The following is a 7887-nucleotide window of genomic DNA, read 5'->3' on the forward strand; positions in this document are numbered from 1 at the left end:
GAACGTCGCTGCACCACGGCGGTTGAGGTAAAGCAGCAACTCATGCATGTGCAGGATCAGCGCGTTTTCTTCCGGCATTGCCGCCTGGTAGCCGTTGATACTGTCGATGACCACGGTTTTGATCCCGCCTTCATCCACGCAACGTCGTACCCGGTGCGAGAACTCGCCGGGCGACAGCTCGGCGGCGTCCACCTGTTCGATCAACAGGTTGCCGGTTGCCTGCATCGCGGCGAGGTCGATGCCCATGTTTTTCATGCGTTCAAACAACAGGCCCAGCTCTTCATCGAAGATGAACAACGCGGCTTTTTCGCCACGGGCCACGGCAGCAGCAGCGAAGACCATCGAGATCAACGATTTGCCGGTACCCGCCGGGCCCAGGATCAGGCTGCTGGAACCTGTCTCGACGCCGCCACCCATCAAGGCATCCAAAGCGCTGATGCCACTGCTCAAGGTCTGGCGGACATAACCGCCACGGTGTTCGGCCGCCACCAGGCGCGGGAACACATGGATGCCGTCTTCCATAATGGTGAAGTCATGGAAGCCGCCGCGGTATTTCTGGCCACGGTACTTCACAATCCGTACACGGCGACGTTCGGCGCCGTAGCTGGGGGTCAGTTCTTCCAGGCGAATCACGCCGTGGGCCACACTGTGCACGGTTTTATCCAGGGATTCGGTGGTCAGGTCATCCAGCAGCAGCACCGTGGCGTCGTAACGCACGAAGTAGTGCTTGATGGCCAGGATCTGCCGGCGATAGCGCAGCGAGCTTTGGGCCAGCAGGCGAATTTCGGAAAGGCTGTCGACGACCACGCGAGTCGGCTTGACCCGTTCGACCACTTCGAAGATCTGCCGCGTCGCTTCGCCCAATTCCAAGTCGGAGGAATACAGCAGGCTTTGCTGGTGGTCGGCGTTGAGCAGGCTTTCCGGCGGGGTCAGTTCGAAGATATGGATGTTGTCATCCAGGTCCCAGCCGTGGGATTTGGCGCCCTGGCGCAATTCGCGCTCGGTTTCGGACAAGGTGATGTACAGCGTCCGCTCGCCGTTTTTTGCGCCGGCCTGCAAGAAGTGCAGGGCGACCGTGGTTTTACCGGTACCCGGTTCACCCTCCAGCAGGAACAGGTGGCTGCGCGATAGCCCACCGGAAAGAATGTCATCAAGACCTTCAATGCCAGTGGCTGCCTTTTCACTGAACAGCGTATTGGATGTAGACAAGAAGTGCCCTCAGGTCACGTACAAGTAGAGGTGCGCGCCGCCATCGGCGCGCCTATTTACTTGACCGTAGCGGCCTGTGGCGGTTCAACACTTTGTAATATTTGTACAAAAGGCTGCGCTTTTTATAAGTTTCGCGCCGCAGCTACAAACCTTGCTGCAGCGCGGGATCATCCGGGTTCTGCTGTTCAAGTTGCGCGAGCAACACTTGAACGTTCTGCAACTGCCCACTTTCTTTCCAGTAGTTGATCAGCAGCACACGCGCTTTGCGGTTGGCAGGATGGCGCTGGACGATCTCTTCCAACTGGCGCTGGGCGGCCTCCAATTCCTCCTGGGCGTGCAGGGTGGTTGCCAGGTCATAACGGTAATCCTGGTTGTCCGGTTCCAGCTCCACGGCCTTGGACAGGCCGAGCAGGGCATAAGGACGTTCGCCATGGTGCAGCAACCACATGCCGAGGGCGTGTTGCAGGTAAGCCGATTCGGGGTGCGCGGCCAGTTGCCGCGCCAGCAGTTGGCGGGACTCTTCTGATTTGCCTTGTTTGTCCAGCAACTCGATTTGCGCCACCACGGCCTGCAGGTTGTCCGGCTGCAAGCGCATCGCCTGCTCCAGTGCATTTTGCGCGTCCGGCAGCAAGGCGCTGTGGATGTACAAGCGCGCCAGCTGGATCCAGCCTTCGGCCGATTCGGGTTCAGCCTTGAGTTTTTTCACGAATTCGTCGAGCACTTGCTGCAGCGGGCCGAAATACAGGCCCAAGGTGTCCGGCGACAGGCCGAGCAACGCGTTGGCCGCGGCAAAGCGTACTTCCTGCTCGGGGTCGTCCAGCGCCGGCCCGAGCAACAACGTGCGTTGGCCGGTGGGAACCAGGCCGACAATGCTGCGGATCGCGGCTTCACGCACCCGCGGCGACTCATCCGCCAAGTCTTTATCGGCCAGCTTCAATGCTTGAGGGCTGGGGTAGTTGGGCAGCTCGGCATGCAGGTTTGCGCGACGCTCAGGAGAAAGGTCCGGCCGACCCAACTGTTGATACAGCACACGCGCAGCGCCCGGCTCACCGTTATGCGCTTGTTTCAGCGCCTTGGCGTAGCCATGGGCAATCGCCGGCGGCACGGCCACCGGAGTGGAGCGGGAGAAATACCAGGTGACCAATACAATCAGGAGCAGGGCGCACAGGCCGATGAAGGAGTAACGGCGTGACTTTGACATGCTGGCGTCCAAAAGCTTGAGCAGCTATTGCAAAGCCATCAGCTTCGGTCAGACCACCGCGAGTGTCAAACCCGCATCAGGTCAGCACGAACTCCACAGGCTCCAGGGCCGGCGGCAAGTCGGTCTCGCCAAGGGCTGCAAGAATTTCGCGCTCCAGGGTGCGCACCAGTGCATTGCACGGCAGGTCGTTTTCATCGAAACCGAACGGGTCTTCAAGGTCGTCGCCGATTTCATCCAGGCCAAAGAAGGTGTAGCTGACGATGGCGGTGAACACCGGCGTCAGCCAGCCCAGCGGCTCGGCCATGGCAAACGGCAGCAGAATGCAGAACAGGTAGATAGTGCGGTGCAGCAGCAGCGTGTAGGGGAAGGGCAGTGGCGTGTGCTTGATTCGCTCGCAGGAAGCCTGCACCTGGCTCAGGCTGACCAGCCGGGCTTCCAGTTGGGTGTAGCGCCATTCGCTGATCACGCCGCGCTCGGCCAGTGCGGAAAAACGCGCGCCGACGCTTTGCAGCACCTTGTCCGGCAGGTTGGGGTGGCGCGCGTCCACGGCCAACCACGGGTTGATCGCCCGCGCTTCATCTTCATGGCGCAGGCGCGCGATCAGGCCGTGGGCAAACCCGCAGAGGCCGCGCAGCAGGCTGGCGCGCTCCGCCGTGTCACCCAGCACCTGGGTTTCGCGGATCAACGAACGCACATCAATGATCATCTGCCCCAGTTGCTTGCGGCCCTCCCACCAGCGGTCGTAGCAGGCGTTGTTGCGAAAGCTCATGAAGATCGACAGCGACAACCCGAGCAAGGTGAACGGCGTGGCGTTCACCTTGGAAAAATAAGCCGGGTGCAGGGTTTCCACCAACACGATCACTGAGGCCAGCAGCGTGACCAGCAAGCTGCGCAGGGCAATGCGCTTGGCAATCGAACCCTTGAGGGAAAACAGGATACCGAGGAGGTTGGGTTTGGGGCGGACGATCATCGAGGGGCTTCTTCTGTGGCGCAGGCCCTCAGGTTAGAAGCTCGCGCAGAGGGCGTCCAATCACTTGGGCTGACCGGTTGATCGGCCAGGTCAATGATTGGCCAAACCAGTCAGCCAGATTGAGGGCTTTGACCATTGCTGCGGCGCCGCGCTAGAGCGACTATTTCCGTGGTTTGCGTCCTGAAAATAAAAAACACAAGGATATGAAGCGATGCGTGAGTATTTGGCTGCCACCACAGCGTTTGATTACCAGCACACCGTCGATGCGGCCCTGGCCGGCAACCTGCAGGCGCTGAATGCCTGCGTGGAATGCTGCGACCGCCACGCGCTGCCGGGCCGCATCGCGCTGTTCTGGGAAGGCAAGGATGGGCGCAGTGCGACGTCGACCTTTACCGAATTGCAGGACCACGCCTCACGCTTCGCCAATTTCCTCCTGGCCCAGGGCGTCAAACGCGGCGACAAGGTGGCGGGCCTGCTGCCGCGCACCGCCGAACTGCTGGTGGTGGTGTTAGCCACCTGGCGCATTGGCGCGGTCTACCAGCCCTTGTTTACCGCATTTGGCCCCAAGGCCATCGAACACCGGCTGAACAGTTCCGGTGCCGCGCTGGTGGTCACCGACGCGGTGAACCGCCCCAAGCTGGCTGAGGTGCAAGGCTGCCCGACCATCGTCACGGTCGCTGGCGCCAAAGGCGAAGGCATCGTGCGCGGCGACTACAGTTTCTGGGCCGAGCTGCGCAATTATTCGAATACCTGTGAGCCGGTGTTGCTGGGGGCGGATGATCCGTTCCTGCTGATGTTCACCTCGGGCACCACCGGCCCGGCGAAAGCGCTGTCGGTACCGCTCAAGGCCATTGTCGCGTTCCAGAGCTACACCCGCGACGCCGTGGACCTGCGCCCCGAAGACGCGTTCTGGAATGTCGCCGACCCGGGTTGGGCCTACGGCATCTATTTCGGTGTGACCGGGCCGTTGTCCATGGGTCACCCGATTACCTTCTACGATGGCCCGTTTACTCTTGAAAGCACCTGCCGGGTCATCAATAAATACGCGATCACCAACCTCACCGGTTCACCGACGGCGTATCGCCTGCTGATTGCCGGTGGCGAGCAGTTTGCCCAGTCGATCAAGGGCCAGTTGCGCATCGTCAGCAGCGCGGGCGAGCCGTTGAACCCGGAAGTGATCCGCTGGTTCGCCGACAACCTGGGCGTGACCATCCATGACCACTACGGCCAGACCGAGCTGGGCATGGTGCTGTGCAATCACCACGGCCTGGAGCACCCGGTGCATGTGGGCTCGGCCGGGTTCGCTTCGCCGGGCCATCGCATTGTGGTGCTCGACGACGACCACCAGGAATTGCCCGCGGGCCAGCCCGGCATCCTGGCCATCGACCGCGAGCACTCGCCGATGTGCTGGTTTGCGGGCTACGACGGCGTGAAGACCAAAGCTTTTGTCGGCAAGTATTACCTCAGCGGCGACACCGTCGAGCTGAACCCCAATGGCAGCATCAGCTTTGTCGGGCGCAGTGACGATGTGATCACCACGTCCGGTTACCGCGTCGGCCCGTTTGATGTGGAAAGCGCCTTGGTCGAACACCCGGCCGTGATCGAGGCCGCCGTGGTCGGCAAACCTTGCCCGGAGCGCACCGAGCTGGTGAAGGCCTTTGTGGTGATCAGCGAGCAATACCGCGCCACCCCGGAGTTGGCCGAAGAGCTGCGCCTGCATGTGCGCAAACGCCTGGCCGCGCACGCGTACCCACGAGAAATCGAATTCGTCAGCGACTTGCCCAAGACCCCGAGCGGCAAGCTGCAACGCTTTATCTTACGTAATCAGGAAATCGCCAAGGCTCAGGCAGCCCTGGCGTAATTCACATTTAAGGAAACAACGATGCAGATTGAAAACAAGGTATTCCTGGTCAGCGGCGGCGCGTCGGGCCTCGGTGCGGCCACCGCTGACATGCTCGTAGCGGCTGGCGCCAAGGTCATGCTGGTGGACCTGAACGCCGACGCCGTGGCGGCCAAGGCCCGGCAACTGGGCGAAAACGCACGCAGCACCGTGGCGGACATCAGCCAGGAAGCTGCTGCCGAAGCTGCCGTTCAGGCCACCGTCGCGGCTTTTGGCGGTTTGCACGGGCTGGTGAACTGCGCCGGCGTGGTGCGCGGGGAGAAAATCCTTGGCAAGAATGGGCCCCACGGCTTGGCCAGCTTTGCCCAGGTGATCAACGTCAACCTGATCGGCAGCTTCAACCTGCTGCGCCTGGCTGCTGCGGCGATGGCTGAAACCGAGGCGAATGCCGACGGTGAGCGCGGCGTGATCATCAACACCGCCTCGGTAGCGGCGTTTGACGGGCAGATCGGCCAGGTCGCGTACGCCGCGTCCAAAGGCGCGATTGCCAGCCTGACCTTGCCTGCCGCGCGCGAGTTGGCGCGCTTCGGCATACGCGTGATGACCATTGCCCCGGGCATTTTCGAAACCCCGATGATGGCCGGCATGACCGCGGAAGTACGCGATTCCCTCGCCGCCGGCGTGCCGTTCCCGCCACGCCTGGGCAAACCAGCCGAATACGCAGCGCTGGTGCGACACATCATCGAAAACAGCATGCTCAATGGCGAGGTGATCCGTCTCGACGGCGCCTTGCGCATGGCCGCCAAGTAAGGAGGATTTTTCATGCATGATCCAATCGTTATCGTCAGCGCCGTACGCACGCCCATGGGCGGTTTCCAGGGTGACCTCAAAGGGCTGACCGCGCCGCAACTGGGGGCTGCCGCGATTCGTGCCGCCGTCGAGCGCGCAGGCATCGCACCCGATGCGGTAGATGAAGTGCTGTTCGGCTGCGTGCTGCCTGCAGGCCTCGGCCAGGCGCCGGCACGCCAGGCCGCGCTGGGAGCAGGCCTGGATAAAGGCACGCGCTGCACCACGCTCAACAAAATGTGCGGCTCGGGCATGGAGGCAGCCATTCTGGCCCACGACTCGTTGCTGGCCGGCAGCGTCGATGTGGTGATCGCCGGCGGCATGGAAAGCATGTCCAACGCGCCGTACCTGTTGGACCGGGCACGCAGCGGCTACCGTATGGGCCACGGCAAGGTGCTGGACCATATGTTCCTCGACGGCCTCGAAGACGCCTACGACAAAGGCCGCCTGATGGGCACCTTTGCCGAAGACTGCGCCGAGCACAACGGTTTCAGCCGCGAAGCCCAGGACGCCTTCGCCATCGCCTCCCTGACCCGCGCGCAGGAAGCGATCACCCATGGCAACTTCGCCGCCGAAATCGTCCCGGTGCAGGTCACCGTGGGCAAAGAACAGAAAACCATCCTGCACGACGAACAACCGCCCAAAGCCAGGCTCGACAAGATCGCCAGCCTGAAACCCGCCTTTCGCGAAGGCGGCACCGTCACGGCGGCCAACTCCAGTTCGATTTCCGACGGTGCGGCGGCGTTGCTGCTGATGCGCCAGTCCGAGGCGCAACAGCGCGGCCTCAAGCCGTTGGCGGTGATCCACGGGCACGCCGCATTTGCCGACGAACCGGGGCTGTTTCCTGTCGCACCAGTGGGCGCTATTCGCACGTTGATGAGCAAGACCGGCTGGAACCTCGGTGACGTTGATCTGTTCGAGATCAACGAAGCCTTCGCCGTGGTCAGCCTGGTCACCATGAGCAAGCTGGAAATCCCCCACGAGAAGGTCAATGTTCACGGTGGCGCCTGTGCGCTGGGGCACCCGATCGGTGCCTCCGGCGCGCGCATTCTGGTGACCTTGCTCTCGGCCCTGCGCCAGAAAGGCCTGAAGCGCGGGGTTGCCGCGATCTGTATTGGCGGTGGTGAAGCCACGGCCATGGCCGTCGAATGCCTGTACTAAGGACTCAACTCCATGCTGCCTAATGACGAACAACTGCAAATCAGCGAAGCGGCCCGGCAATTTGCCCAGGAACGCTTGAAACCCTTCGCCGCCGACTGGGACCGCGAGCATCGCTTTCCCAAGGAGGCCATCGGCGAAATGGCCGAACTGGGCTTTTTCGGCATGCTGGTGCCGGAACAGTGGGGCGGTTGCGACACCGGTTACCTAGCCTACGCCATGGCGCTGGAGGAGATTGCCGCCGGTGATGGCGCCTGCTCAACCATCATGAGCGTGCACAACTCGGTGGGCTGCGTGCCGATCCTCAAGTTCGGCAACGACGCGCAAAAAGAGCAGTTCCTCACGCCCCTGGCCAGTGGCGCCATGCTTGGCGCCTTCGCGCTCACCGAGCCGCAAGCCGGTTCCGATGCCAGCAGCCTGAAGACCCGTGCGCGCCTGGAAGGCGACCACTATGTGCTCAACGGCTGCAAACAGTTCATCACCTCGGGGCAAAACGCAGGCGTCGTGATTGTGTTCGCGGTCACCGACCCGGCCGCCGGCAAACGTGGGATCAGCGCCTTTATTGTGCCCACCGACTCGCCGGGTTACACCGTCGCCCGGGTGGAAGACAAACTGGGTCAACATGCTTCCGACACCTGCCAGATCCTGTTCGAGGACGTGAAG

6 protein-coding genes and 1 pseudogene are annotated in these 7887 nt (G+C 62.3%); 4 read left to right on the plus strand and 3 right to left on the minus strand.

The window, feature by feature from the left end:
* From WBB95_RS07555 to WBB95_RS07565, 3 genes are all read right to left on the minus strand, one after another.
* Positions 1-1209, minus strand: a 1209-nt coding sequence (locus WBB95_RS07555) for an ATPase domain-containing protein (protein ID WP_424486999.1), incomplete at its 3' end; no start/stop codon positions are given.
* Between the two features lie 142 nt (positions 1210-1351).
* Positions 1352-2410 (minus strand): tetratricopeptide repeat protein, encoded by a 1059-nt coding sequence (locus WBB95_RS07560; protein WP_424487000.1) that lies wholly within the window; start codon positions 2408-2410, stop codon positions 1352-1354.
* A gap of 76 nt (positions 2411-2486) precedes the next feature.
* Complete coding sequence (locus WBB95_RS07565; RefSeq protein ID WP_424487001.1) at positions 2487-3380, minus strand: bestrophin family protein; 894 nt, start codon at positions 3378-3380, stop codon at positions 2487-2489.
* 211 nt (positions 3381-3591) lie between these two features.
* On the opposite strand from WBB95_RS07565, the gene WBB95_RS07570 reads away from it, so the two are divergent.
* The 4 genes and pseudogenes from WBB95_RS07570 to WBB95_RS07585 form a co-directional block, all read left to right on the plus strand.
* Entirely contained in the window at positions 3592-5241 is a 1650-nt protein-coding gene (locus WBB95_RS07570; RefSeq protein ID WP_424487002.1) for an AMP-binding protein, read from the plus strand.
* 21 nt (positions 5242-5262) lie between these two features.
* Positions 5263-6030 (plus strand): SDR family NAD(P)-dependent oxidoreductase, encoded by a 768-nt coding sequence (locus WBB95_RS07575; RefSeq protein ID WP_424487003.1) that lies wholly within the window; start codon positions 5263-5265, stop codon positions 6028-6030.
* Positions 6031-6042: 12 nt separating this feature from the next.
* A complete protein-coding gene (locus tag WBB95_RS07580) occupies positions 6043-7227 on the plus strand; it encodes an acetyl-CoA C-acyltransferase (RefSeq protein ID WP_424487004.1) in 1185 nt (394 codons plus the stop codon).
* A gap of 12 nt (positions 7228-7239) precedes the next feature.
* Positions 7240-7887, plus strand: a pseudogene (locus WBB95_RS07585) (acyl-CoA dehydrogenase); the annotation flags it as partial.

The organism is Pseudomonas sp. (assembly GCF_049645325.1).
Classification (GTDB): domain Bacteria; phylum Pseudomonadota; class Gammaproteobacteria; order Pseudomonadales; family Pseudomonadaceae; genus Aquipseudomonas.

Bases quoted from the DNA above. Each gene is read 5' to 3' on its own strand.
- WBB95_RS07560 (WP_424487000.1), bottom strand. From the start codon at position 2,410: ATGTCAAAGTCACGCCGTTACTCCTTCATCGGCCTGTGCGCCCTGCTC.
- WBB95_RS07565 (WP_424487001.1), bottom strand. From the start codon at position 3,380: ATGATCGTCCGCCCCAAACCCAACCTCCTCGGTATCCTGTTTTCCCTC.
- WBB95_RS07570 (WP_424487002.1), top strand. From the start codon at position 3,592: ATGCGTGAGTATTTGGCTGCCACCACAGCGTTTGATTACCAGCACACC.
- WBB95_RS07575 (WP_424487003.1), top strand. From the start codon at position 5,263: ATGCAGATTGAAAACAAGGTATTCCTGGTCAGCGGCGGCGCGTCGGGC.
- WBB95_RS07580 (WP_424487004.1), top strand. From the start codon at position 6,043: ATGCATGATCCAATCGTTATCGTCAGCGCCGTACGCACGCCCATGGGC.